Origin of the sequence: Bacteroides sp. Marseille-P3684 (genome assembly GCF_900291465.1) — a bacterium.
Taxonomy (GTDB): domain Bacteria; phylum Bacteroidota; class Bacteroidia; order Bacteroidales; family Bacteroidaceae; genus Phocaeicola_A.
On the sequence record NZ_LT985808.1, the window covers coordinates 425,441 to 451,260 of the forward strand.

Below are 25,820 nucleotides of genomic sequence, written 5' to 3' on the forward strand. Positions count from 1 at the left end.
GCAAAGAAACGAAACTTATGTTACAATACGATTGCAGAAAGGAGAATATTTGACAGAAAATGGGCTGCGACGTACGTACCGTCAGTAGATGGAGTACGCGAGCACGTCCCACAACTCACGGATGCGGCGTTCGGGGTCCCAGCGTCCGCCAAAGGTCCATTGTGCCGTGATGCCATAGAAGGCAGGGGCGCCCGGTGCCTTGTCGAGGTTGTCGTCGAGCCAGCCGCTCTGCCCGCCCTCACGGGTACAGTTGGCATAGTAGGTGCGCTGTCCCCAGGGGCAGGGGTCGAGCACCTTGTCGGTATAGGCATAGCCGATGTTGCTGTCCAGCACGTTCTTCGTCAGGCGGCAGTTGACGAGGACGAACTGTGCGTCGTGGTGATAGCGCCCCAACGGCGTGGGCGAGAGGGCGTCGAAGGTGGAGTTCGTGATGACCAGCTTCTTGCTGCGGTCGCCGCGTCCGTCGTGCCAAATCATGGCGCGGCTGTCGCCCACGAACCGGCAGCGCGTGGCGTAGCACCAGCCGCGCGGACAGAGGAAGTCGACCCCGGGGCAGCGCAGGTAGAGGTCGGCGTGGTAGTACATCCCCTCGCCTCCCCGCGCCCAGAGCGAAAGGGCGTCGTTGCCGTCCGCCCAGACATTGCAGTTGATGACGATGGTGCGCGTGGCGCGTCCGAAGATGGCCATCTGATGGGTCGTGGTGCGCTCCACGGTCGTCCCGTAGTTGTTGTAGACCGTCAGTCCGCTGATGACACAGTCGTCCGCCCCCTCCTGGAGGACGATGACCCCGTTGCCGACGGGCTTCCCGTGATACTCGGTGACGGTGCGCGTCTTCGCCGTCTCGGCTAGGATGATGCGGGTGCTGTCGCGGTCCTCACCGACGAGGACGATGTTCGGACGGTCGATGATGACCTTCTGCCGGTACGTCCCCTTCGTCAGCAGTATCTTGTAGGGGCGGTCGGGATGTGCGGGTGCCTGCTCGATGGCTGCCTGGATGCTCTCTCCCGGACGGACGACGGCATCAAACGCCCGGAGGTCCGGCTCGGGACGACGGTACAGCTCGATGGTGCCGTTCACGTTCGCTCCCGGGGTGGTCAGGCTGACGGGCACCTTGTGTGCCGGGTCGTGGCGGTCCGCCCAGGCATCGTAGAGCGGATAGAGCTCCGACGGACGGTCGTTGTACCAGCTGTAGCCGTTGCGCCGCTCCTCGCCCAGCTCTTCGAGGTGACGGCGGGGGATGCCGTCGCGGTCGCACACGAAGGGTTCGCAGCGTTCGAGGTCATAGAAGCGTGCCCAGAGCGGACCGGCGGTGCTGTCGGCCAGCAGACGGGTGCCTCCCCAGCGAGTCCCGTCCCAGCGGCGCTCGATGCGCAGCCCCGTCAGCTTGTAGGTGTCGAACCACCGCATGGCGGCATGGACGGCACGCTTCACCCGTTCGTCGGGGTCGGGCAAGGACATGAGCAGGCGGACGATGGCGGCACTCTCCTGCGAGCAGTAGGAGGGCAGCTCAAAGGCGCGTGCGGAGGTGGGCAGCAGGGTCTTCTCGTCGTGCTGCTGGCACCAGACGGTGAGACGTCCGTCAGCGGTCCGAATCTGTGTGTCCAGGATGCAGCCGATGCCGCGGTGGAACGACGAGTCGATGCGCGCCCGCAGGGACCCGTCGACGAGGTCGCCGTCATAGGGCGCGTCGGCACGGAGGATGTGTTGCCAGAGTGTGAGCAGGTTGACGATGGCATCGTCGTTGTAGGTGATGTGGAACTGGTAGCCGCGCGTCAGGGGCCAGAACTGCGGCCATCCGCCACCGGGATACTGCCCGGAGAGCAGGTAGCCGACGCCCCGGCGGAATGCGTCGCGGCAACGGGTGTCGCCCGTCTGCCGGTAAAGCCGGGCAAGGAAGTCCATCTGGGTCGTCGTGGCGTTGTTGTCGATGGTGGAGTCGTCGCGCCGACTGCGGTCAGCCTCCACCCGGGCGCGTTCTTCGTCGGTCAGACGGCGTGCCATGTCGATGTTCTTGGGCCAGCCGCCCGTGACACGTTGGAAGAGCAGGACCTGCTCGCCGATGAGACGGGCGGTGTCGGTCCGGAAGAAAGCCGCATCGGTGCGGCGGAGCGGATTGGGCGTCCGTTGGCGTTGTGCCGTTGCCGGGAGAAGCAGGCAGCCCATCAGGGAGAAGGCGGCAAGGAAACGGATGCCTCGCCGCAAGTCAGGATGTTTTTTCATAGCTGTGAGCGATTACAGGTTTCTACTGCATACAGAGCTTGCGTCTGTTGCCGGTGTAAAGGTACTGCTTTCTGGCGGACGGACGGATGGACCGGGGCTGTTTTTTTCACCCGACGCCATCCTTATGCCCCACGTGCCGTCCGGCGGGACGTGTCCGTCGGCGGGGCACCCCCTATGCCGGGAGAGGGATTGCGAATTTTGTTTACAACACCCTACCGATAGGTCGCTACCGTCGTACGGACGTGTCCGTAGCGCGGTGCGGACGCGTCCGTACGAGCGTGGCGACGCGTCCGTACGACGGTACGGACCCATTCGCAGCATAGTGCTGACGGACAAGCAGTTACGTTTTTCAATAAAAATAGACAAATTTCTATTTGTCGCGACGTTTTTGGGAAGAATGGAATAAATTCGTACTTTTGGGAACTCAATTGTAAACATTTGTATCATTTCCGTTTACCCCATGTTATCTCCCGCTGACAGAGAAAAAGCCGTCGAACTCTTCAACCGGCACTTCAACCACCTGGTGCTGTTTGTCAACCAATATACACACTCCATCCCCACTGCCGAAGACCTCGTGCAGGACATGTTCGTACGGCTGTTGGAGAAGGGGCAGTTGCTCGACAGTCCGCCTGCCTACCTCTTTGTCTGCGCCCGCAACGCCGCACGCAACTACCTGCGCGACCGGCACGAGCATGTGGAGCTGGCCGAGGCGCAGGCTGCCGCGTCCGCAGACCCCGGTATCGAGGAGACCCTGACCTACTTCGAACGCCTGCAGGAGATACACGATGCCGTCAGCGAGCTGCCGCCGCGCTGCAACGAGGTCCTCCGCAAAATCTACTACGAGAACAAGCACTACGACGAGGTGGCGGCGGAGATGGGGCTCTCGGTCAACACCGTCAAGACGCACGTCTACCTCGCCATCAAGGCACTGAAGAAGAACTTCACGCTCTACCTCCTGCTCTTCGTCTAGGCGGACGTCCGTCCGTGGAGCGGAAACAGAAACATCGCCTTGCAGGGTCCCTCCGGGGGACACACGCTGCAAGGCGATGTTTTCAGTTTACTTCTCTGCCGTCACCTGTTCCGCCATCCGGATGAGCTCCTGTGGCGAGCGGGCGCCGGTGAGGGTGTGGAGCAGGTTGCCGTCGGCATCGAGGACGAGCAGCGTGGGGTAGACCTTCACGCCGTACTTCTTTGCCAGCTCGATGCCCTCGCCCTTCTCCATGTCACACTTGAAGGAGACGAAGCGGGGGTTGAACGCATCGCCCACATCCTTGCGCGGGAAGACCACGCTCGCCATCATGCGGCACGGTCCGCACCAGGACGTGAAGCAATCCATGAACACCAGTTTTCCCTCGCGCTTGGCGCGTGCCAGAACTTCGCTGAAGGGTCCGTGGTCAAAGTCGATGCCCTCCCCCTTCTCCAGCAGGGTAGCAAACGAGGCGAGGCTCTTGCCCGCTGACGTATTGCCTTCGCGCACCGCTGCCTCCTTCAGGTAGGCGACCAGTGACGCCTTGTCCTCCGCGTTCATGTCGGAGAAGTCGAGGCTCAGCTCCAGGTTGGCGCGGTAAATGAGCAGGCGGTGTCCGTAGGTCTGCAGGTAGTCCAGCAAGCCCCGGTAATCCTTTGCCCCGCGCAGCTTGGCAATGTCGTAGAACGTCCGGCTGACACAGGTGTCGGACAGTTGCGCCTCGTCCATCACCCGACGGAGGGAGTCGAGTCCCGCCTCGTCGAAGGTGACACTGCCCATGGCGTACTGCATGACCTCGCGGCAGACGAGCGACTCCAGGAAGTTGTCGATGGTGCGGGCACCGATGCTGTCGTCAAAGAGCTGCTTGTGGGCGACGAGGTAACGGTAGTTGTCACAGTTGCGGTCGGGGATGGCAAGGCGTGCCAGCATCCAGTTGTCCTTCTTCGCCAGGTCGGCGGGCCGGAGCAGCTTCAGGTACTCCTGACCGACGACCGTGAAGAGCGAATCCTCGTCCGCCAGGCGGAGTGCCTTCACGTAGTGGTAGAGGCTGCTGCGCGAGTGGTCGCCGGCGGCATAGCGGCGTGCCGTCCCGCTCAACGAAGTGCTGTCGGACAGTGCCATCTCCACCTGGTTGCGGAAGTCGGGGAGTTTCGAGCCGCCGACGATGCGGTGGATGACGTTGCCGTCGGCATCGAGCACGAGGTAGTGGGCATAGGTCCGTACCCGGTACTTGAGGGCGAGTTCGTTGCCCTTGGCCGTGGTCATGTCCATCCAGAGATTGACGAAAGTCTTGTTCATGAAGTCGCAGAACGCCTGGTCACTAAAGACATACTTGTTCATGCCGTGGCAGGGCACTGCCCAGTCGACAAAGCAGTTGAAGAAGACCGGCTTGTTCTGCTCGCGCGCCAGGCGGAGCGCCTCGTCGAAGTCGTAAACATAGTTCATCTTCACATCGGCTTTCACCTGGTCGCCATAGACGCTCTTGCCCGTCTGTGCGTGTCCGGCAGCCATCCCCAGGCAGAGCAGGAGCAGGCATCCGGCGATTCGTTTCAATGTTTTCATACGAAGGTTTCCTTTCTTTAAAAGATTTGTTAAGCAGTTTTTATGTCGGAATAAGCATCGGTGTGCGGCAGGAGCCTCAGCGGGCATCCTTCACGCAGCGCACACTGTACAGCACGGGGCGGAAGACATTGTCCAGCCGTGTCGTTCCGCGCCAGATGCCTGACGAGTAGATGGCCACCATGCGGATGACTCCCTCTGAGACCAGGGCGGCACTCGAGCCGTTCAGGCCCTCGACCATGCGCTCCTCGTCGCACCAGAAATATCCGCACCGTGACTCGTTGATGTAGTCCATCGTGTTCGCCGACGACTCGTAGGCGTCGCATCCGGCAAAGAGGGCTTCGAAGCCGCTCTCCCCGCCCGCCTTGAGATAGTCTCCGGCGGACGTCCCGCGCCATGCGTTCATCTTCTCGCGCTCGCCTTCCGCCATGCCCAGCACGGCCTCCAGCTTCAGCCAGTCTTCGTCGGTCGGCAGACGCCAGCCTTCAGGCACGGCAGCCCGTGCGCCGTCGAGGGAGTAGAGGAAGCCGTAGCGTTCGGAGTAGCCTCCGTTCTCCTCCTCGGCAGCCAGCATCGCCTGCCGGGGACGCTCCTGTGCCAGCTTCACTTCCAGCTCGGCATAGAACTCGGCACTCGCGTTCCGGATGCCGTTCACGGCAATGCTCTCGGGAAGACCGATTTCGACGTAGCCGATGTACATGTCGATGGTCGACCGGGCGGACTCGTCGAGCCGGTCGGTCCAGTCGGCGAGCAGCTTCCGCGCCACTTCGCCCCAGATGTTGCCGGGCAGATCGGCGGAAGCCCCGTCATAGATGTCCTGCCCGTAGGTGTAGCATCCGTCCTCGGCACCCATGGGGAGGAAGTAGGCAAGGTTCTCTGCCATCCATATCTGGTCGCCAATGCGGACGCACTTGTAGACATGTCCGTCGCGGGCGTCGGTGAAGTCGTCGGCAGCCCCGACCTGCGACAGGTCGATGGGGTCCGCCGTTACTGTGTCCTCGCTGCAGGCCGCGCACACGACAAGGAGCAACAGGCCTGCCAGTTTATGTAGTTTCATCATAATCCTAATCCTTTACTTGTTTGGTTACACATCAGCCATCAGATGGCGACACCCAGCTCGCCCTCGATGTATTCGACCAGCATGTTGTACTTCTCCATCACCAGTTCGCTGCCCCCGTAACGGTTGACGAACTCCTCCTTGCCGATGGCGAGCAAGGTGTCAATGTAGTAGCCCAGGTCAGTGGAGACATCCTCGGGCGACTGTGTCTTCGACGAACGCGAGTAGCCGCTGATGAAGCCGAATCGTCCGATGTCGGCAATCAGCTCGGCACGCACCTCCTCGTAGGCTTCCATCGTAGCGAAGATGCCTATGGACATGATGCGGTCGATGGTCGTCTGGGTGAAGCAGTTGTTCACGTCGAGCTGGTAGTACCCGTCGTAGGCGGTGAGCCAGCGGCAGGTGCAGCCCAGTCCGTCGTTCGCTCCGTTGGTCACCCACGGACGGCCATAGTAGTTCTCGGTACTGGAGACGGAGCCGAAGCGTGCCACGAGGTTGGCATCCTGCTGCACACGGCTCTTCACCATGCTGCGCAGGATGGTCGTGCTGAGCGAGTCCATCTGTTCGGCAGCATAGTCCTCGACTCCTGCCACGACCAGCGTACGGAAGTTCGTCAGGTAGTCGGGCCTTTCGTAGGTCTCCTGCGAGAGGTTCCACACGGTCACCTGACTGGTGAGGAACATGCAGAAGGGACGCATCGCGCCGGTCGCCTTGCTCAAGAACTGGTCGACGAAGTCCAGGGCACGGTTCTGCTCCTCGGGGGTCGTCAGGTAGTCGAACTCGTACTTGATGGAGCCGTAGGACTGGGAGGAGAACTCCCAGTTAAGGTCGATTGTCTCGTAACGGTAAATGGGGTCGCCCGCAAAGTCATCGCCCACATAGGAGCTGGACACCGTGTCGTTGAAGAAGACCGACACGCCGTAGTCGCGGAACAACTCGTAGCGACGGTGCTGGATGGGGTCGTCGCTGTCCTCGATGGCATAAGGAGAGGAGAAGTCGATGCGGTTCTCCAGCTTCTCGCTGTCATCGCAAGCGGCCGTCAGCAGCGTGGCGGCAGCCAGTAATATAAGGGTCAAGTGTTTCATAAGTCTCACGCTAATGTTGGTTGGGGGTTATTCGGTAGGGGTGGACGAGCTGTCGAGCGGCGGACGGTCCTCCCGCGGATTGTTCTCCATCGGCACCTTGTCAAACTCCAGGACGCTCGTCGGCAGGGAGAAGGTGTAGGCAGGGTCGTCGGGCAACAGCCGGAAGTACTCCGTATAGAGGTAGGGCGTGTTGTCGCCGATGGCATTGAACACGTGGAGAATCGACCGCTTGTAGGGATACTTCTCACACACGGCGTAGCGGCGCAGGTCGAACCACCGGTGTCCCTCGAAGCAAAGCTCCTTGCGGCGCTCGGTGCGTATCTCGTTCACCAGCTCCTCGCCCGAACAGGAGACGTCGGCATAGCCGTCGATGCGGTTGGCACGGAGTGCGTTGAGTGCCTCCAGCGCCTCGGCATCCTTGCCGCTCATGGCGCAGGCTTCCGCCTTGTTGAGGTACGCTTCCGCCATACGGAGGGTAAACACGTCCGACACGCGCGAACGCAGGGTGCCTCGCTGGTACTTGTAAGCCAGCGAAATGCTGTCGTTCGACGAGATGCCGAAGAAGCAGTCGCCCCGGCGGTCGTTCTCATCATAGAGGTCGCGCAGCTCGCGGGTGACGCAGAAGTCTCCCGCCATCCCGGTGAATATGCCCGTCGGGGCGAGGTTGTTGGAGCCCTGCGAGAATATCAGTTCGGGGTTCGTGTTGGTCAGGAAGGGCGCCGTGCTGCTCAGCGCCGACAACGGCGCGAGGCGGACATAGTCGCTCTCCATCACAGCCTCTGCCTTCAGCTCTGCCTGGGCGTAGTCCTGCATGTAGAGGTAGACGCGGCTCAGCAACAGCTCGACGGCGTCCAACGACGCACGGTAGAGGCGGTGGTCGGCCTTCTGCGGGCTCTGGGTCAGGTAGTCCTCGGCAATCAGCAGGTCGGCGACAATCTGGTCATAGACCTCCTTCACCGTGGCGCGCTGAAACTGGGTAGGCTTGTCCTTGTCGTGCTCCACGTACGGGGTAAGCTTCAGGGGCACGCAGAGCTTCTCGGCGGCAGTGGCAGGCGCATAGGCGTCGCCGTAGAGATTGGCGAGGACGAAGTAGAACCATCCGCGCAGGAAGTGTGCCTCGCCCTGTACCCGCAGGTATGCCGCCTGGTCGTCCTCCGTCTCATGGGGGAGCTGGGTGATTTCGTCGAGGATGACGTTCACGTAGTTGATGCGCGCATAGAGGTCGCTCCACGTAGCCACGTCGGATGCCACGCTCGTACTGTTATAGTTCGTGCCGACGTCCAGCTGCCAAGCAAAGTAACCGTAAATGGAGGAGAGGCAGTTGCGCCATCCGTTGACATTGGACGTGTTGTCTCCGTTGGGATCGCCCAGGCCGGTGTTCACGTCATCGTCGAGGATGTTGAAGAAGCCGCAGGAACGCATGCCCGACGGTCCGACACCGATTTCCTGGCTCGGTATGTACACACTGCCCAGGAGCACCTCGTCGAGGTCGGTCACCGTGCTGGGTATGACCATGTCTTGTGAGTAGGCTTCGAGGAAGTCGCTGCACGAGGTGCTGCCCAGTGCCAGCAGCACACCCGGTATGAATTGGTATAGTTTCTTCATTGTCGAATCGTTTAAAATGAAACATTCAGTCCAAAGGTGTAAGCGGGACGGACGGAAAGGTTGACGCCCTCAAAGCTCGTTTGCGTGGGGTCCTGTCCATCGAGCTTGCTCGACGCGATGGTGAACACGTTCGTCACGTTGAAGCTTAGACGGAGCGACTTCAGGAACGTGCCCGTCAGCTGCTGGGGCGTGAAGTTGTACGAGAGCGTCAGGTTGCTCAGACGCAGGTAGTCTCCCGGCACGACACGCAGGTTGGAGTAGTCGTACATGTCCCACAGACTGTAGGCGAACGTCGGCACCTTGCTCTGCGAAGCCGACACGCCGCTTGACCAGTGTGAGAAATAAGCAGTATAGGACGGGTCACCCGGACTGATGAGGGCGGGGATGTCGGTGTACTTCTCATCGCCCGGCTTCTGCCAGCGGTTGATGAACTCCTTGCGCACGTTCTTGTCGGACGACACGCCGCGGATGACCGGACTGTAGAGCTTGAACAGGCGCATCTTCGAGCCGATGCGGTAGTTGAAGTTCGTGTTCAGCGAGAGTTGCTTCCACGTCAGGGTGGCATAGAGCGAGCCGGTGAAGTCCGGGTCACGGTTGCCGCTCTCCACCATCACCATGGGCACAACCTCGGCGAGCGTCTTGCCGGCGAGCAGGTGCTGACGATCTTCGTAGTCGTCGAACATGGGCACACCGTTGTTGGGGTTCAGCCCGAGGTACTCGTAGGAGTAGAAGGTACCGATGGGTCTGCCGTCCATGATGGCCGTACCGTTGAGATAGTTCTCCAGGGTGTACGTCTCACTGGTGTTGGTTTGCACCGTGTTGCTGGCATAGGAGTAATTCGTCGAGAGATAGAGCTTCCAGTCTCGTGTGCGTATGGGATAACCCGAGAGGGAGAAGGAGAAGCCCTTGTTCTTGATGTCGCCGTTGTTCATCCGGTAGCTTGACACACCGTTGACGAGCGCCACGTTGACGCTGGCGAAGGCATCGGTGGTATACTTGTACCAAAAGTCGGAAGAAAGGAGCAGACGCCCGTCAAAGAGGTTCAAGTCCACGCCCACATTATACTGGTCGGTCTGCTCCCAGCGCAGGTTCGGGTTAGGGAGGCTGGCTACGGTCGAGACGTTCTCGCCGTAGAACGCGTCCATCGTGCCTTGCTGGATGAGCAGGTTGGGCGTCTCGCCATCGAGCATGTTACCGGTCTTTCCGTAGGAGAGACGCATGCTCAGTTCGCCCAGCCGGTCGGCCTTGGGAAAGAGCGTCTCCTTGATGTTCCACCGTCCCGACACGGACCACACGGGGAGGAACTTCTCGTTGCTCCGGCTGCCGAACTTGTTCGAGGCGTCGAAACGTCCGCTCAGGCTGACCGTGAAGTAGTCGGCATACGAATAGGCGGCGGTGAGGTAACCGCTCAACTGATTGGTCTTTCCGGCAGTGAGCGAGCGGTGACCGGCGGCCAGCCAGTTCTTGTAGTAGGGGAAGTCATCGAGCGACTCGCTGTCCATCGTGACATACTTCATGCCGCGGTCCTTGTAGTAACCGCGGGTCTGGTCGGAGATACCGTCGGTACGGACCATGTTAACCTCGTAACCCGCCGTGGAGGTCAGGAGGTGCTGGCTGTCGCTACCGAACGACCAGTGGAGGTTCGCCTGCAGACGGCCCGTGAAGCTCTCGTTGATGGTGTTCGTCGTATTGTAGACGCCGCCGTAAGGCAGCTCGCAGACGCCGGTCTCGCCTGGGATGGGCATCTCGTCCGCCTCCCCGTTCTTCAGGATGGCGACGTAGTTGGTCTTCTCACCGAACCAAGTGGTCTGGAGGGTCGAGCTGCGCGAGTAGGAGGCGGCGGCAGTCAAGTCGAGGAGGTCCTTCACCTTGTACGTCAGGTCGGCACTTGCCATGAAGGTGTTGCCCGAGTAGTCGTCCGAGGTGTTGTTCATCTCGTTGATGATGTTGTAGTTGTACTGGTTATAAGTCTTCTGCGAATCGCCCACCGAGTAACCGTGCGTCTGGTAGTAGTAGAGCGAGCCGTCGTCGTTGTATGCCGGCAGGGCGCGGGTGGTGTTGTAGGCGTAGTCCAGCACGGAGACAGCCGACGGAAGGTGGTTCTTCTTCTGGATGTTACCGTTGAGGCGAATGTTCGCCATCAGGTTGCGGGTAATGTTCGTCATGACGTTCATCGAGGCCGTATAGCGGTCGACAAACTCCGTCTTGATGACACCGGTCTCGCTCGTGTAGCCCAACGACGCATAGTAGCGTGTCGACTCGCTACCGCCCGAGATGCTCAGGGTGTGTTGCTGCGTCCAGGCATCCTGGGTGAGCAGCTTGAACCAGTCCGTGTTCGTCGTCTCATAGCGGGAGCACTCGGCGAGGAACTCATCGTAGGAAAGCTGCCCCGTCTGGTAGCGGTAGTAGGCGCCTTCGTATCCCACCATCGGCATGCCCGAGGGGAAGACGTAGTGCAGGTCTGTCAGGTCCTTGCCGAACTGCATGCGCTCCTGCGAGTTCATCAGGTTGATGTTGCTGTCCGAGTAGCGCGGACGACGGGTCAGCTTGGTGTTGTTGGCATAAGTGATTGTGGGCGGTCCGGGGCGACCCTTCTTCGTGGTGACGACGATGACGCCGTTCGACGCACGTGTACCATAGAGCGCCGTGGCGGACGCATCCTTCAGGACGTCGATACGCTCGATGTCCTGCGGGTTGATGCCCGCGATGGCATTGCCCACATAGTTGATGTAGTCCGGGTCATTGAGCTGCTCGGTGCTCACGTCGACCGGGTCCTGAAGGACAAATCCGTCGAGCACCCACAACGGCTCGCGGTTGCCCACAAGGGTCGATGTTCCACGCACACGCAGACGGGCGGTCGCTCCCACCTCACCCGAGTTCTGGGTGAACATGAGGTCGGGGATACGCCCTTCCAATGCCTGGTCAATGGTGGTCATGTTCGGCTCCAGGATGTCGTCCATCATCACCGAGGTGACGGAGCCCGTCAGGTTACCACGGCTCTGGTCGTAATAACCTATCTTCACGATCTCGTTCAGCTTCTGGGTGTCCTCCTGAAGCACGATGCGCAGGGGCTTCCCCGTGTCGTCGACCGTCTGCTCCTCGAATCCGATGAAGCGTACCGTCAGGCTGATCTTCCCGCTGCCCGACACGCGCAAGTTAAACCGGCCATCGATGTCAGTGATGCCGCGTGCCGCCTCCTTCTTGCTGCCTGCCCGGACGAGGATGCTCACGCCCGCAAGCGGCTCTCCGGACGCATCAACCACCGTACCCGTCACGCGGCGTTCCTGCTGCGGGAGGGACTGGATGACGACGGTCTGTCCGTGGACGGTAAACGTGAACCCATACGGCTCCAGACACTTCCGCAGCGCCTCTTCCAGCGAGACGTCGCGCACGGTGAGCGACACACCGTCGATGTCCGAAATCTCGTCGACATTGTACGAGATGCCGTAATCGCTCTGCTGCATGATTGCCGCGATGGCTTCCTGCAGGGAGACCTTCTTCAGACGGACCGTCACCTTACGGTCGAGCGTCCCGCCGTAGACAGCCGGACAGAGACAGAGGAACAACAACCCCACACCGAGGGGGCGCCACAGGCGGAGCCTCCCCGCCTCTCTCCGGAGAACCAATGATTGTTTTTTCATAAGCTAACTGTTTTTAAGTTCTCAACTCTATATGAATGGATTTATTCATGCAAACGGATGTAGATGTCGCGCCCGTCGACGCGATAGTCTATCTTCTGCGTGTAACGCAGCAGGTCGAGCACCTCCTCCACGTGTTCGCAGCGGTGCGTGCGAGCATAGAAGCGGAAGGTCGACGCCTTGTAATTATCAAAGTAGATGTTCACGTCGTACTTGCGCTCCAGGTCGGCGGCTATGAACATCAGCATCTCATTCTTGAAGAAGAAGCGGTAGTCCTGCCAACAGGTCACCTCCGCGGCATCCACCCCGCGTTCGTGCTCCCTGAGTCCGGCATAGTCATACGCCACATAGTCACCCGGCACAAGGCGGTGCACCCGTCCGTCGCGCCCCACGACATCGAGCCGTCCCTCTTCGAGCATCACCCGTGCCCGGGCGTCGCGGGCGTATGCCTTGACATTGAACTTCGTGCCGTAGACACGTGTCTCCACGTTGGATGCCTTCACGATGAACGGACGGACGGAGTCGGTCTGCACGTCGAAGTAAGCCTCCCCGTCGAGCCAGACCGTGCGCGACGTGCTGTCGGGGTGGAAAGCGATGGGATAGCGCAGGCGTGAAGCCGCATTGAGCTTTATCCGCGTGCCGTCCGTCAGCTCCACTTCACACATGCGTCCGCGGGGCACCACCACCTCGTGATAGAGCAGGCTGTCGGCAATGACCGTATCCTTCAGGACCGACTCTCCCGCCGTGTAGGCTATCCTGTCATCCTCCATGCGGATGCGTACGCCCAGAATCTCCAGATGCTCCGTGCGTCCGCCGAGCTTGTATTCCAGCGAGGGGGTCACCGTGAGCGATGCAGGAGCATAGTCGGCAGCTATGTATCCGCTGACGAGACCGCTCCCCTGCCCCATCCACCACCAGGCGCAGCCCAGCACGAGCAGCACCGAGGCGGCAGCAGCCCACACACGCCGACGCACGTTCGTCCTTCGGCCGCCCTTCTCCGCCGCCCGAAGGAAGCGGTTCAGATTCGCCTCGCGCCTCTCTTCGAGGTAACGCAGACGGATGAGGTCACGTTGCAGTTCGTCAGAGTCCGCCCACCGGCGCAACAGACGTTCGTGCCCGTCGCGCTCCAGCCACTGGCGGAAGGCGGCACGCTCGGCTTCGCTCCATTGCGCTTCGTCCGGTGAGAAAAAGGGTTTGTCGGTACGTTGTTCCATGAGGATTCGTCTTTGGCTTTATTCAGGTTTCTTTACCGTACAACACAAAAAAGGACAGGATTCATGAATCGCAGGGGTGAATTATAACATTCTTTCACATTCAAGCATCCGTTTATCGACAAGGGCGGTCCCTGTCACCCCGACATTCCCCTACAAGGCAGCCGCCTTAATAATAATAGGCGTAGACTTGCACAACCCGATTTTCTTGCTGAACTTAGCCGACGGAAACACACAAACACGAGTAACTTATGGAACTGAAAAAACTCCTCTGCTGCATCCTCCTCACCGTGGGATGCACCCTCCCGGGGTATGCACAAGACCAACCCTGGACACGCTATGCCGACGTGGAAGCCGGCATCGAACAACCCTCCTTCCCTGAACGCAACTTCCTCATCACGGACTTCGGAGCACGGCCGGACGACTCGCTCGCACTCTGCCACGAAGCCATCGACCGTGCCATCCTCGCCTGCTCGCTCGCCGGAGGAGGACACGTCGTCGTACCCCAGGGGACGTTCTACACGGGACCCATTACTCTCAAGAGCAACGTCGACCTGCACCTGGAGAAGGGTGCCTGCCTGAAGTTCTCGACCGACAAGGCGCTCTACACTCCCACCGTCCTCACGCGCTGGGAGGGCGTGGACTGCTACAACCTGCGTCCGCTCATCTATGCCCGCGGGGAGACCAACCTCGCCATCACCGGACAGGGCACCATCGACGGACAGGCGGACAACGACAGCTGGTGGCACATGTGTGGCAACGCTGAACGCTTCGGCTGGCGCGAAGGGATGATCAGCGCCGCCCGGGGCGGACGCGAACGCCTGCTGGGCTTCGGCGAGACACAGACGCCCGTTGCCCTGCGGCAGATGACGCTGGAGGACGGGCTGCGTCCGCAACTCATCAACCTCTGCCACTGCACGCGTGTGCTCATCGAGGGCGTCAGCCTGCGCAACTCGCCCTTCTGGGTCATCCACCCGCTCTTCTGCGAGGACCTCACCGTGCGCGGCGTCGACATCTTCAGCCACGGACCGAACAGCGACGGCTGCGACCCCGAGTCGTGCAACGACGTGCTCATCGAGGACTGCCGTTTCGACACGGGCGACGACTGCATCGCCATCAAGAGCGGGCGCAACATGGACGGACGGCGCTGGGACACGCCCAGCAGCAACATCATCGTCCGCCGCTGTGAGATGAAGGACGGCCACGGGGGCGTGGTCATCGGAAGCGAGATTTCCGGCGGATGCCGCAACGTCTATGTCGAGGATTGCCGCATGGACAGCCCGAACCTGGACCGCGTCATCCGCATCAAGACGAACAACTGCCGCGGCGGTGTCGTCGACGGGGTCTACGTACGCCGGGTGGACGTCGGGCAGTGTCGCGAGGCGGTGCTGAAAATCAACCTGCTCTACGAGAGCGGCGAGGACTGCGACCGCAGCTATCCGCCCTATGTGCGCAACGTCATGCTCGACCACGTGACAAGTGGCAAGAGCCAGTACGGGGTACTCATCACGGGCTATGACGACCGCATGAACATCGAGAACGTGAGCGTGACCAACAGCTCGTTCGACGGGGTGGAACGGAAGCCGCTGAGCATCCAGGGAGCAAAGGGGCTGCACTTCGACAACTTCCGCATCAACGGAAAGGCGGTCGACAACTGACGACGCTCCCGCACTGCCGGACGTGCCTCCGTCTTTTTCCCAAGGACACGGAAGATGCAACAGAAGGCATTGAGAATTTTGTTTACAGTGCACTACCGACAGGTCGCTACCGTCGTACGGACCTGTCCGCAGCGTGGTGCGGACGCGTCCGTACGAGCGTGGCGACGCGTCCGTACGACGGTACCGACCCATCCGCAGTAACCAACTGGCTTACAGCGGATTGAGAAAATACATAAATCTTTACAATTCAACATGCGTGTGAACGCAAGTGTGAACGCAAACGGGTGTTTTTGCTTGCACAGGGAGTGAAGGCGGTCTATCTTTGCAATGTGATTCAACGACGGAGGCACGGCCCCGGGGAGCTGAAGCAACGGGAATCGCACAACAATCAACCAAAGTCTAACTAATTTAAATCTTAAACACCATGACAGTACTTTACAAAGCCATCCAATCGAACATCGAGAGCAAGAACAAGAAGCGCCTTTACCATCCGCGTGTGGTCACCGTCGGTCGCGTGAAGACCGAAGGGCTGGCAAAAGAGGTTGCCGAGTTGTCGGCACTCAGCCCCGGCGACGTGATGAGCACCATCGCCAACCTCGTCACCGTCATCACGCGCCACCTGCGCGACTCGCACAGCGTGACCCTCGACGGGCTGGGCACGTTCTACCTGACGCTGACTTCCGTCGGCAAGGGCGTGGAGAAGGAGGAAGACGTGTCGCCGGAACAGGCGCAGCTGATGCTCCGCTTCATGCCTGCCCGCAAGCGGAATCCGAACGGCACCACCGCCACCCGCGCCATGCTGACGGAGTACACCTTCCGCCGGGCCGACAGCCTGCTGACGGAGGACGGCAAGGGCGGCATCGTGCCCGACCCGGAGTCTCCTGCCGACAGCGGTGAGGGAGGCGACACGGACGAAGGAGTTTGAGCCATCCGCCCGGCGGTCTGACCGGGTGACACCTCGGGGAGCGTTCCTGCACAAGGGACGCTCCCTTTTTGTTTTCCGCGACCGGCGGACGCGAAAAAAGCCGGCGCAGCCCCAACGCCATGGGACCTGCCGGCTTCAGAAGCGGATCTTCAGGAATGTTTCAATGTATACGTATGAGTGTCCGATTTTTACCATTTATGCTCGGGCGAAGTCGCGGTCGGAGCAACCGGAATGGGGTTCGGCTCGATGTTACTGTAGTTCGTCTGCGTCTGCGGGAAGCAGAGCGTCATCCAGTCGGGGTAGTTCGTGCCCTCGACCTTATTGTAGACGTCGGCGTTCCAGCGGTACAGCTCGATGTGGTTGGAGCCTGCATAGCTGCGGATGACCTGCTTGTCGAGCCGCTTGATGTCATAGAAAGCGAAGCCCTCGCCCCACAGCTCGACGCGGCGCTGCCACCAGACTTCGTTCTGGAACGGCTTGGCATACGTGCTGCCGTAGGTCTCGGCGCTGTGCTTGCCGTAGACGTACTGCGGGTCGCGCGTCTGGGCGAAGGCGGTGAGCAGCGCGATGCCGCGTGCCTCGTCCTGCATGCCGGCAGCCTCAGCCTCGATGAGCTTCATCTCCTCCACGCGCATCAGGGGGACGGCGACGGTGAACGCCTTGTACTGGTTGGCGTGCTCGCCGCCCTTCGGACGGAACTTCAGCTCCAGACCGCCCACCGTGCCCGACGTGGTGGCTTCGGCGGTCGTCAGGATGCCTTCGGGGTCGTCGGTGTAGGCTTCCAGCTTCCTGAGGGCGCCCAGGGTGTCGCCGGCTGCCTTCTCAAAGCTCTCGGCGATGGCGAAGTCGATGAAGCCCTTCTTGCGGAAGTCGGTGGCAGGGATGGTCTCGAAGAGGTGACGGTCGATGCGCTTGGGCTGGCCGTAGTTGGCGGCATAGCCGCACTCTGACGGCGACACCTCGATAATCATCTGCGAGCCCCACGAGCCGTCGGCGTCGTTCTGGAGAATGTTGTCGTCGTTGTCCTTGAACGTGAGGGCGAACATCCATGCGCCGTTGGGTGTGTTGAAGCCGTCGGTGTGCGAGTTGAACACGTCCTCCGTCATCACGGTGTAGCCCTGCTGCGCCTTCCTGGCATAGTCCTCGGCCTCCTTCCACTTCTCCATCGTCAGGTAGGCACGCGCCTTCAGTCCGTAGACCACGGAGAGGTCGGGTGTGTAGACGTTGGGACGCTTGTAGTCGGCGAGGTACTGCTCCGCCTTGTCAAGGTCTTCCAGGATTTTCCCCCACATCTGCTCGTTGGTCAGACGGGGTGTCGTCGGCAGCTCGGACAGCTGGGTGTCGTTGCTGACCCAGGGGACTGTCTGCGCGTTCGGGTCCTTGGCGTAGGACTTGGGCGCATACATCCGGGCGAGGTCCATGTAGAACATGGCACGCATGGCGTGGGCGATGCCGGCTCCGGAGCGGCGTTCAGCGGACGGCTCGTCGCCTGCCATCTCCAGCACGATGTTGCACGACTTGACCCACATGAAGTAGTAGGTCCAGGGCACCTGTGCCAGGGCGTACGACGGGCCCAGGCTGGTGCCGCATCCGTATTGGGTCACATACCAGTCCTGCTCTTCGAGGGTGATGTCCTGCCCCATGACGTCGCGCGAGAGGAAGAAGGAGGGATAACCGTAATCAATGGGCCACTGGGATGCCGGCCTGTAGGCAAAAGAGCCTGCCAGCGAGTTGGTGATGGCGGCCACGAAGTTGTCATAGGAGCCTTCCGCCTCGTTCGCCTGGTCGAAGCTCGCCTTTCCGCCCTGGGGAACGATTTCCTTGATACATCCTGACAGGAGTACCGCTGCGGCGGCAGTGATGGAGAATATCTTTGCTATCTGTTTCATGCTTTGTACGTGTTTGAAGGTTAGAACGACAGTTGGATGCCACCCATGATGGTGCGCATGGGGGAATAGACGGTGAGTGCCTCGGTCTCGTCGTAGGCATAGCGCGGGTCAAGACCTTTGCGTGCCGACCAGAAGTAGAGGTTCTCGCCCGTGGCGTAGATGCGGAGCTTGTTCAGTCCCAGGCGGGCAACAACGCGTTGCGGCAGGGTGTAGCCCACGGAGAACGACTGGAAGTTGAGGTAGCGCGCGCTGGTCAGCCAGCGGTCGGAGTCTCCTCCCGTGTACTTGTCGCCGTAGTAGAGGCGCGGCAGTCCGGTCGTCTTGTTCTCGGGTGTCCAGGAGCGGAGCACGTCCTTGTGGAAGGCACGCCCGGCATCGCTCGCGGACGCGGTGTTCGACATCAGTTCCTGGTAAGCCGAGTCATAAATCTTGCCGCCGAGCTGGTAGTCGAACGAGAGCGAGAGGTCGAAGCCGTAGGCGGTGAGCTGTGTGCCGAATCCGCCGTAAGCGACCGGCATGCTGCGTCCCTGCGCATAGCGGGTGGCACTGTTGATGTCGGTGGTCGTCTCGTCCCGGTTGGTTCCCGGACGGTTGGTCACACCGGCACCCAGCTGGGAGTCGACGTAGTAGAGCGCCTCGCCCTTCTCGTTCACTCCGGCATACTCGGGAAGGAACTTGTTGTAGATGGGACCGCCCTCGACATACCACAAGCCCTGTTCGATGAAGCCGCCGGTCAGCGCGGTCTTCGAGGCAGGGAGGCGGAGAATCTTGTCCTTGTTGTGTGCGATATTGAACGACAGGCTCCAGTCGACGTCCTTCGTGCGGACGGGAGAGCCGACAAGGCTCAGCTCGACACCTGAGTTGCGGATGTCACCGGCGTTGCCGTAGTAGCCGCGCGACCCAGCCGCCTCGGGGACGGAGAGCCAGAAGAGCAGGTCGGTCGTGGTCTTGTTGTAGTAGTCGAGGCTGCCGCTCAGGCGTCCGCTGAAGAGGGAGAACTCCAGACCGATGTTGAGGTTCGTGGCGGTCTCCCAGGTAATCTCGGGATTACCGATGCGCCAGAACGTGGCTGACATCTGTGAGTCGGAGGCGGCAACGAGGTTGTACATGTCGGTGAAGGCAAATTCTCTCATCGCCATCGTCCTTTCACCGATGTTGTCGTTGCCCTGCTGGCCGATGGAGAACTTCAGCTTCAGCTCGTCTACCCAGGGGGCGTGGAAGAATGCCTCCTTGTTAATCAGCCAGGCTGCACCCACCGACCAGAAGTCGCCCCAGCGCCGGTCCTTGGCAAAGCGTGAGGACGCATCGCGGCGGTAAGATGCCGAGGCGAAGTAACGGTCGTCGTAGTTGTACTGTACGCTTCCGAAGTAGCCTTCGACGTTGTACTCTTCCGTGTAGGAGGAGGCGTCCGCCTTCTTGGCTGCGGCATCGAGCTCGGGGATTGCCTCGGAGAAGAGTCCCATGCCGTAGGCGGAGAGCCAGGTGGTCTTGCGGTCGTAGTATTCGTGACCGAGCAGGGCGTTCACGTTGTGCTTGCCGAAGCGGTCGAAGTAGGTGAGCGTCTGCACATGATTCTGCTCGATGATTTCCTTCGCCTTCTTCTCAATTTGTCCGTTGACCGAAACCTTGGGACCGTAGAGTCCGCTCTGCAGCTCCGAGTCCTTCCGGTTGCTCCAGTCGAGGGTGCTGGTCGCGTTGAACTTCAGGAAGTCGGTCAGGGTGACGTCCGCCATGAAGGTGCCGTTCAGCTTGTTGAGCCGTTTCTTGTAGTCGTTGTAACGGTTTGCGCCCAGGGGGTTTCCCGGCGAGAGGAAGGGACGCGACAGTCCCGGATAGTTGGTGGCTGCCACGCCGTAGTCATACTGCGGGTTGCCGTGGCTGTCGGTGCGCACCTGCGGATTGCCGTCCGCGTCGAGCACCCGGACGTAGATGGGGTAGATGGGCGCGATGAGCGACGTGTAGTACATCAGGTTGGTGTTGTTCCACGCGGTGGCGCTGAGGTTCGGGTTCGACCGGGTGGTCGAGTTGGTATAGCCCACGTTGGCGGTGAGCTTGAGCCACGACTTCGCCTGGTAGTCCGCCTTGAAGCGGGCGGCAAGACGCTTGTAGCCCGAAAATTCGATCATGCCGTCCTCGTCGAGGTAGTTCATGTTCGCATAGAAGGAGCCTTTGTCCATCGCTCCCGATGCGCTGACGTTGTACTCCTGACGGAAGGCGGTGTGGTAGGCAGCGTCGCGCCAGTTGTCGTTCGTCAGGTAGTAGGTCTCTCCGTTCGCCTGATAGGAACGGCCCAGCGTGGCGTGCGGGTTCAGCTTGCCGTCGGCGCCGATGAGCAGCTCTCCGTCGGGCACGGTGTAGATGTTGTAGCCCAAGTGGTTGAGCACGTACTTGTTCGCCTTCTGGTTTGCCTCTGCCGGAGTAGACCCACGGTCGGTGAAGTAGCCGTAGTACTGTCCGTAGAAGGTCTCGTAGTAGAGCCCCGGGTCGGAGATGGTCTCATAGTCCTGCACCGAGCGGGTGTTGGCACCCCACTTCATGTCGACATTGATTTGGGCGACCTTGTTCTTGCCGGTCTTTGTCGTGACGATGATGACACCGGAGGCACCGCGCGCACCGTAGAGGGCAGCGGAAGCCGCATCCTTGAGGACGGTCACCGACTCGATGTCCTCCTGCGGGATGTTGTTCAGCGAGGCGCTGTAGGGTGCCCCGTCGACGATGATGAGGGGCTTGGTCTCCGAGTAGAGCGAGGAGACGCCGCGGATCTGGAGCTTGGTGTCTTCCGACCCGCCCGGCGTGCCCATGCCGCCGCGCAGCTGGAGTCCCGGCGTACTGCCCACGAGGGCATTGGTCACGTCGGTCGTCACGTGCTTCGACAGTTCTTCCGAACCGAGCACGGCTGCCGACCCGGTGAACGACGACTTCTTCTGTGTACCGAAAGCGACGACCATCACTTCATCAAGCTGCTTGGTGTCTGCCTTCAGTTCCACACGGATGAGTCCCTGACGGATGGCGACCTCTTGCGTCTGCATGCCGATGAAGGACACTAACAAGGTTTTGGCTGAATGGGGCACGTTTGCCACTGTGAACTTGCCATCGATATTGGTGACGGCACCCAGTCGTGTGCCTTTGACCAATACGGACGCTCCCACTACCGGCTGACCATCGTCCGCGGAAACCACTGTTCCCGTCACTGTGGTCTGAGCCAAAGCTACGCCTACGCTGAGGAACACGCAGACGAGCCACAGAAAGAATCTTCTCTTCATATAATCTCTCCTTTGCTTTGGTGAAACTGTAATATTATAAGGTCTCTCTATATGCATCTCTACGTAAGAGATGAATTTGATAACAATAACAGTGGTTTAGGTTTCGAATCGTAGAAGAAAAGGGGGTTGATACTTCATAAATTTCAGGATTGTGCTCTAAATTCTTTAGGCTTATTACTTGCTTTTCTGATATTATTGCATACTTTTGCAACCATTAGTGCATCTCTTACGTAGAGAGGGACACCCGTTGCATAAGCTTTCTCCCTTATATACAAGTTCCTTTGTACCAAACAGATTAACATCCTTTTGCGTCCGTTGCAGGGACATGCCCGGACGTCATATTGTATAAATATGCAGTTTCAGACGGATGCGCGACGTCCGGATACATAAAAGGGCGGCCGCGTGGGTCGCCCTTATACTATTCCGTAGAAGGCTATGCTCAATGCTCCGTGTTGGCAGGATGCGGATAGTCGAGCGTGAAGTGCAGTCCCCGGCTTTCCTTCCTCTCCATCGCCTGACGGGTGATGAGGTAGCCCACATTGATCATGTTGCGTAGTTCACACAGCTCGCGCGATGCCTTGCTGTGCTTGAAGAGGCGTTCGGTCTCCTCATAGAGGATGTCGAGGCGGTTCCATGCCCGTGTCAGGCGGACGTTGCTGCGCACGATGCCTACGTATGCCTCCATAATCTGGTTCACCTCTTTGGCGCTCTGCGTGATGAGGACTCGTTCCTCGGTCGAGATAGTGCCCTCATCGTTCCACTCGGGCACGTCCTCGTTGAAGTCGTAACGGTCGACGACTTCGAGCGAATGGCGGGCAGCCGCGTCGGCATAGACCACCGCCTCGATGAGTGAGTTCGACGCCAGGCGATTGCCTCCGTGCAGCCCCGTGCATGAGCATTCGCCCAGGGCGTACAGGCGACGGATGCTCGACTGTCCGTCAAGGTCGACCACGATGCCTCCGCAGAGGTAGTGCGCCGCCGGAGCCACGGGGATGTAGTCGCGCGTAATGTCGATGCCCAGGCTCAGACACTTCTGATAGATGTTGGGGAAGTGTCGCTTGGTCTCTTCGGGGTCTTTGTGCGTCACGTCGAGGTAGACGTGGTCCTCGCCTCGCTGCTTCATCTCGTTGTCGATGGCACGTGCCACGATGTCGCGCGGGGCAAGCGAGAGGCGTTCGTCGTACTTCTGCATGAACTCCTTCCCGTCCAGCGTGCGGAGTACGCCGCCGTAGCCGCGCATTGCCTCGGTAATGAGGAAGCAGGGACGGTCGCCCGGATGAAAGAGCGCGGTGGGGTGGAACTGGATGAATTCCATATTCTTCACAGCTCCCTTGGCACGGTAGACCATGGCGATGCCGTCGCCCGTCGCCACGAGCGGGTTCGTGGTGTTACGGTAGACCGCCTCGCAGCCTCCCGTCGCCATGACGGTGATGCGCGACAGGAAGGTATCGACACGCCCCGTGTCCTCATTGAGCACATAGGCGCCGAAGCAACGTATGCCCGGCGTATAGCGCGTGACGATGATGCCCAGGTGATGTTGCGTAATGATTTCCACCGCGAAGTGGTGGTTGAAGATGTGTATGTTCGGCTGACGCTTGATGGCTTCGATCAGGCTGGTCTGTATCTCAGCGCCAGTGTTGTCCTTGTGGTGGAGGATGCGGAACTCCGAGTGTCCGCCTTCGCGATGCAGGTCAAAGCCACCGTCCTCGTTCCGGTCGAAGTCGACGCCCCAGCGGATAAGCTCCTTGATTTGCGACGGGGCGCGGCGCACCACCATCTCTACGGCAGCGCGGTCGTTGATCCAGTCGCCCGCCACCAGGGTATCGTGTATATGCTTTTCAAAGTTGTCCACTTGGAGATTGGTGACAGAGGCAATCCCCCCTTGTGCAAAATACGTATTGGCCTCTTCCAGCTCCGTCTTGCAGATAATGGCGACGGACTTGCCCTGTTCGGCCACTTTGAGGGCAAAGCTCATGCCTGCGATGCCCGAACCGATAACTAGGTAATCGTATTGATGAATCATGGCAGTTTGTTGCATTTATTGGGTGCAAAGCTACAAAAAAGCACATTTACCCGGTGCTGGGCTTCTTGTTTTTCTTCACTATTTTGTAACTTGCGCGTCCTAAACCAACCGTTACCACCATGGACAAGATATTTCACGCCCGCATCCACTTCTCGATGTACCTCTTCCTGGTGCTGCTTACCGCAGGCACCTGTCTCTCGTTCTGGCACCACATGGGCGTCTGTGCCGCCATCACCCTGGTCCTGCTCGTAGTCGTCGTGGAGCGCATCATCCACACCACGTACACCCTGACGGGCGACGGACGGCTCATCGTGAGTTACGGACGCTTCTCCCGTCCGCGTGTCATTCCGCTGGAGAGCCTGCGGCGCATCGAACGTTGCCGACGCATGCGCATCGCCGGCAAGAGCCTGTACTCCTACCTGCTGCTGGTCTACGGCGAGGAGAAGCATGTGGCAGTGATGCCGGTGAAGGAGGAAGAGTTCATCGCGGAAGTGACGCGCCGGAGAAAGGCTCAGTAGACCAGCTTCACGTTGTCCACCCACAGGGAGTTCCCGGGCGAACCGATGTACGCACCGCCGTGGCTCGAAGCGAACTGGAGTACAAGGTGAGTGGGCGTCTCGTCGGGGGCAGCCCATCCCACTTCCTGGATGCGGACGCTCTTCCCGTGGCTATTGACCGTGTTGTACTCGTAGGCGTTGAGCTTCATCCATTCGGCACGGTAGGCGGGGTTGTGCGTGATGTCGCCGTAGAGGATGTTGTAGGTAGCGGCGTTGTGCCAGTCGGTGCTTTGGCTGTACTGGATGGCAAAGGTGCCCACACGCTTGGCGTAGACATTGCCCTCGGCGTCCTCCCAGCGTTTCTGTAGCAGGCAGACGACGGCAGCATGGTCCTTGCCGGCAACCTTGCCCGTGCGGCTGAATCCCGTGGCACGGATGCGCTGCGGTGCGTCCGCAATGCGCACCTTGTAGTCGAACCGGAGCGCTGTGGGCCGCTTGCTAAAGGGGATGCCCATGAGGAGCAGCCCGTTGGGGTTCTTGGTACTCTTGATGGGTTCGTGGACCTCGCCCAGGAAGAGCGAGCCGGCAGCCAGGACGGTGATGTCCACCAGACCGAACACCTTCACACTCTCCATGTGGGTATCCAGACGGGCACAGTAACCGTTACCACGTGCCTCGGGGAAGACCGATGAGTTGGTCTTGACGATGCCGACGACCTTGGCCATGACGTTCGATGTCGCCCAAGGGGAACCGCCGGTCGGCTTGTAGGGCACTTCGCCCTTGATGGTGCTCGTAGGTCCTACGGCATAGATATTCTTCAACTCGCCACCGATGATGGCGGACTCTTTGATTTCGCGCTTGACCCATTGGTCCATGTTGCCGAAGGGAAGCGGCTCTTCCCGTTGCTGTGCCCGGACGAGTGTCGAACTGCCCAGGAGGGCAACCAGCGCAAGAGTTGGGATGATTCGCATGTGCATTCTTTCGTTTGTCTAGTTGTAGGGACGCACGGTCCGTGCGTCCGGTCTGTCAATCAGTAAACAGGTCTGCTCCTCAGGTCCTCCCGTCGGGGAAGGGCCCGGGAGAAGCCGTGGGTTATAGCTCGTACTTCCAGTCCTCCAGGGCGAAGCCCCAATGTTCCTGCACGAGGCGGACGGTCCGTTCGTCGTACGCATACTTGTTCTTCTTGTAGCCTTTCTTCTTGCCTACGTAGCGGGCGATGTCGTCGCGTGCCTCCTCCCATCCGGGGAGCGACAGGCGGCGGTAGATGTCTTCGGTCATACCGTAGGCGTCGGTCTCGTAATCCTCGAAGCGGACCTCCACGAGGTTGCCTGCGGGGATGCACGCCTTGTCCGCCTCATACTTGTGATAGAGCTTGGCGTAAATGTCGAGGATGTTTGCCTCCAGTTCGGCAGGAGTGATGTCCTGCAGCTTCAGCGGCTGGATGGTGTTGGTGAAGAAGCTTCGCGTCGATTCGAACACGGTGTAGGGGTTGCGCATGAGGTAGATGAACTTGGCATTGGGGAACATCTTCACCAGCTCGCGTACACGTCCCGTATGGGGCGGGTTCTTGCTGAGGAACTGCGACCCGCCGGTGTTCCACAGAGAAATCTTGATGAGCTTCGTGAAGGTTTCCTCGAATACTCGCAGTTCCTCGGGCGTGACCTTGTCAAAGAGGAGGTAGCGGTCGGCATACTCCTCCATGTGACGGGGCAGGAACCAGAAGTTATAATAGGTGTAGGGCATCATGTTCGCCAGGGCGAACTCCTCCTCCTGCGGCAGGTCGACGGCAAGCTCCATGTTGTCCGTCGGACGCTTGTCGGGCATGAGCCAGCTCATGTTCTTCTTGAAGAAAGGCTGCCCCCACATCATCAGGTGCGGGAAGACGGTCTGATAGGTCGTGTTGTAGCCAAAGTGCTTGTCGCAGGAGAAGACGTTGTGCATGAAGGTCGTCCCACTGCGCCAGTGACCGAGGATAAATACCGGGTCATGCTCCAGCGGGCGGTCCGCCAACAGCTTCGCGTAGCGCCGGTCCTGGATGGATGCGAGTGGCGAAAGCAACCGGCACACGGCTTTCGTCAGTCTGTACTTGCCCCGGTATGCAGGGTCTATGGTGCGTCCGCGGGTGATGTCGCCGAAGGTCTTCCAGTCGGCGCCCACGAGCGTATTGATAGGTAGTTTGTTAAATTCCAGTAAGCCCATAGTGAATGAACGATGAAAGGTGA

General features: G+C 60.1%; 16 protein-coding genes. 4 read left to right on the forward strand and 12 right to left on the reverse strand.

What is annotated here, in order from left to right; all coding sequences use genetic code 11:
- Positions 1-81 precede the first annotated feature (81 nt).
- A complete protein-coding gene (pelA, locus tag C8275_RS01750; protein ID WP_106483840.1) occupies positions 82-2,220 on the reverse strand; it encodes a pectate lyase in 2,139 nt (712 codons plus the stop codon).
- A gap of 460 nt (positions 2,221-2,680) precedes the next feature.
- Here pelA and C8275_RS01755 point away from each other — a divergent pair, with 460 nt between their 5' ends.
- Positions 2,681-3,190: an RNA polymerase sigma factor gene (locus C8275_RS01755; protein ID WP_106483841.1), complete on the forward strand. Its 510-nt coding sequence runs from the start codon at positions 2,681-2,683 to the stop codon at positions 3,188-3,190.
- Between the two features lie 87 nt (positions 3,191-3,277).
- Here the strand turns inward: C8275_RS01755 and C8275_RS01760 are convergent, their stop codons facing one another.
- The 6 genes from C8275_RS01760 to C8275_RS01785 all read right to left on the reverse strand — a co-directional run bounded on the left by C8275_RS01760 (position 3,278) and on the right by C8275_RS01785 (position 13,346).
- The gene (locus tag C8275_RS01760) at positions 3,278-4,750 is read right to left on the reverse strand and encodes a thioredoxin family protein (protein ID WP_199881839.1); all 1,473 of its coding nucleotides are present in this window, start codon (positions 4,748-4,750) and stop codon (positions 3,278-3,280) included.
- Positions 4,751-4,826: 76 nt separating this feature from the next.
- Complete coding sequence (locus C8275_RS14555; protein WP_157948125.1) at positions 4,827-5,807, reverse strand: FISUMP domain-containing protein; 981 nt, start codon at positions 5,805-5,807, stop codon at positions 4,827-4,829.
- Positions 5,808-5,845: 38 nt separating this feature from the next.
- A complete protein-coding gene (locus C8275_RS01770) occupies positions 5,846-6,889 on the reverse strand; it encodes a hypothetical protein (RefSeq protein WP_157948126.1) in 1,044 nt (347 codons plus the stop codon).
- A gap of 27 nt (positions 6,890-6,916) precedes the next feature.
- On the reverse strand, positions 6,917-8,494 hold the full coding sequence (locus C8275_RS01775) for a RagB/SusD family nutrient uptake outer membrane protein (protein WP_106483844.1): 1,578 nt from the start codon (positions 8,492-8,494) through the stop codon (positions 6,917-6,919).
- Positions 8,495-8,505: 11 nt separating this feature from the next.
- Entirely contained in the window at positions 8,506-12,135 is a 3,630-nt protein-coding gene (locus C8275_RS01780) for a SusC/RagA family TonB-linked outer membrane protein (protein WP_106483845.1), read from the reverse strand.
- Positions 12,136-12,176: 41 nt separating this feature from the next.
- On the reverse strand, positions 12,177-13,346 hold the full coding sequence (locus C8275_RS01785) for a FecR family protein (RefSeq protein WP_106483846.1): 1,170 nt from the start codon (positions 13,344-13,346) through the stop codon (positions 12,177-12,179).
- 248 nt (positions 13,347-13,594) lie between these two features.
- Between C8275_RS01785 and C8275_RS01790 the strand changes: the two genes are divergently transcribed.
- Positions 13,595-15,001: a glycoside hydrolase family 28 protein gene (locus C8275_RS01790; RefSeq protein WP_106483847.1), complete on the forward strand. Its 1,407-nt coding sequence runs from the start codon at positions 13,595-13,597 to the stop codon at positions 14,999-15,001.
- A gap of 424 nt (positions 15,002-15,425) precedes the next feature.
- On the forward strand, positions 15,426-15,926 hold the full coding sequence (locus C8275_RS01795; protein ID WP_106483848.1) for an HU family DNA-binding protein: 501 nt from the start codon (positions 15,426-15,428) through the stop codon (positions 15,924-15,926).
- Positions 15,927-16,114: 188 nt separating this feature from the next.
- On the opposite strand, the gene C8275_RS01800 is transcribed toward C8275_RS01795, so the two are convergent.
- The 3 genes from C8275_RS01800 to nadB all read right to left on the reverse strand — a co-directional run bounded on the left by C8275_RS01800 (position 16,115) and on the right by nadB (position 23,101).
- Positions 16,115-17,815 carry a RagB/SusD family nutrient uptake outer membrane protein gene (locus C8275_RS01800; protein ID WP_106483849.1) on the reverse strand — a complete coding sequence of 567 codons (1,701 nt, stop codon included), beginning with the start codon at positions 17,813-17,815 and terminating at the stop codon, positions 16,115-16,117.
- Positions 17,816-17,835: 20 nt separating this feature from the next.
- Positions 17,836-21,078 carry a TonB-dependent receptor gene (locus C8275_RS01805; RefSeq protein ID WP_106483850.1) on the reverse strand — a complete coding sequence of 1,081 codons (3,243 nt, stop codon included), beginning with the start codon at positions 21,076-21,078 and terminating at the stop codon, positions 17,836-17,838.
- Between the two features lie 439 nt (positions 21,079-21,517).
- On the reverse strand, positions 21,518-23,101 hold the full coding sequence (gene nadB, locus C8275_RS01810; RefSeq protein WP_106483851.1) for an L-aspartate oxidase: 1,584 nt from the start codon (positions 23,099-23,101) through the stop codon (positions 21,518-21,520).
- A 119-nt stretch (positions 23,102-23,220) separates the two neighbouring features.
- On the opposite strand from nadB, the gene C8275_RS01815 reads away from it, so the two are divergent.
- Positions 23,221-23,619 carry a PH domain-containing protein gene (locus tag C8275_RS01815; RefSeq protein ID WP_022383356.1) on the forward strand — a complete coding sequence of 133 codons (399 nt, stop codon included), beginning with the start codon at positions 23,221-23,223 and terminating at the stop codon, positions 23,617-23,619.
- Here the strand turns inward: C8275_RS01815 and C8275_RS01820 are convergent.
- On the reverse strand, positions 23,613-24,569 hold the full coding sequence (locus C8275_RS01820) for a PCMD domain-containing protein (protein ID WP_022383357.1): 957 nt from the start codon (positions 24,567-24,569) through the stop codon (positions 23,613-23,615). The two genes, C8275_RS01815 and C8275_RS01820, sit on opposite strands and share 7 nt — an antisense overlap.
- 121 nt (positions 24,570-24,690) lie before the next feature.
- The gene (locus C8275_RS01825; protein ID WP_022383358.1) at positions 24,691-25,797 is read right to left on the reverse strand and encodes a sulfotransferase; all 1,107 of its coding nucleotides are present in this window, start codon (positions 25,795-25,797) and stop codon (positions 24,691-24,693) included.
- Positions 25,798-25,820 lie beyond the last annotated feature (23 nt).